Source organism: Chryseobacterium sp. DT-167 (assembly GCF_058310155.1).
In genome coordinates, this window is the sequence record NZ_JBZEEQ010000141.1 from 1 (window position 1) to 519 (window position 519).

At 69.6% G+C, this 519-nt stretch carries 1 protein-coding gene; it reads right to left on the reverse strand.

All coding sequences use genetic code 11. The annotated features are described in order from the left end of the window. On the reverse strand, window positions 1–350 hold a 350-nt coding region (locus AC4FQ5_RS20175), incomplete at its 3' end, for a hypothetical protein (RefSeq protein WP_491146532.1). Window positions 351–519 lie beyond the last annotated feature (169 nt).

Sequence of the window (519 nt, forward strand, 5' to 3'; positions counted from 1 at the left end):
GGTCTCGACAGGTCGATCGCGACGACGTGCAGACCGCCGCGGTCGACATCGACGAGCACACCCGGCTTCCCGCGGCCGCTCGGCGCCTGCGTGCCGTGCTCGATGACGAGCCCCGAGGCGACGAGGTCGCCGACGAGGTCGGACATCGTGACGCGCGTGAGGCCCGATCGTCTCGCGAGGTCCGCCCGGCTCAACGGCCCGTCGTGGAAGAGCATCCCCGAGATGAGCGCGCGGTTCCGCGACCGCACGTCCGCTGGCAGGCTCTTGAGCGGACTCTCCACATCGGCCCCGCGGGAGGTCACGGCCGCCGTTCCGGAGCGGGCGTCGTGGCGTCGCGGCGGCAGTGGCATGATGCCACCCTAGTTCGCCCGGCCGATTTAGTGTACCTTCCTAACAAGAAATCCCCCGGCGCTTGCCGGCCGCTGTGACGCACTCCCGCTCCTTGTCCCCCACCACACTGCGAGGCCTCGATGAAGTTCTTCCAGAAGCTCGGCCGATCGATCATGCTGCCGGTCGCCG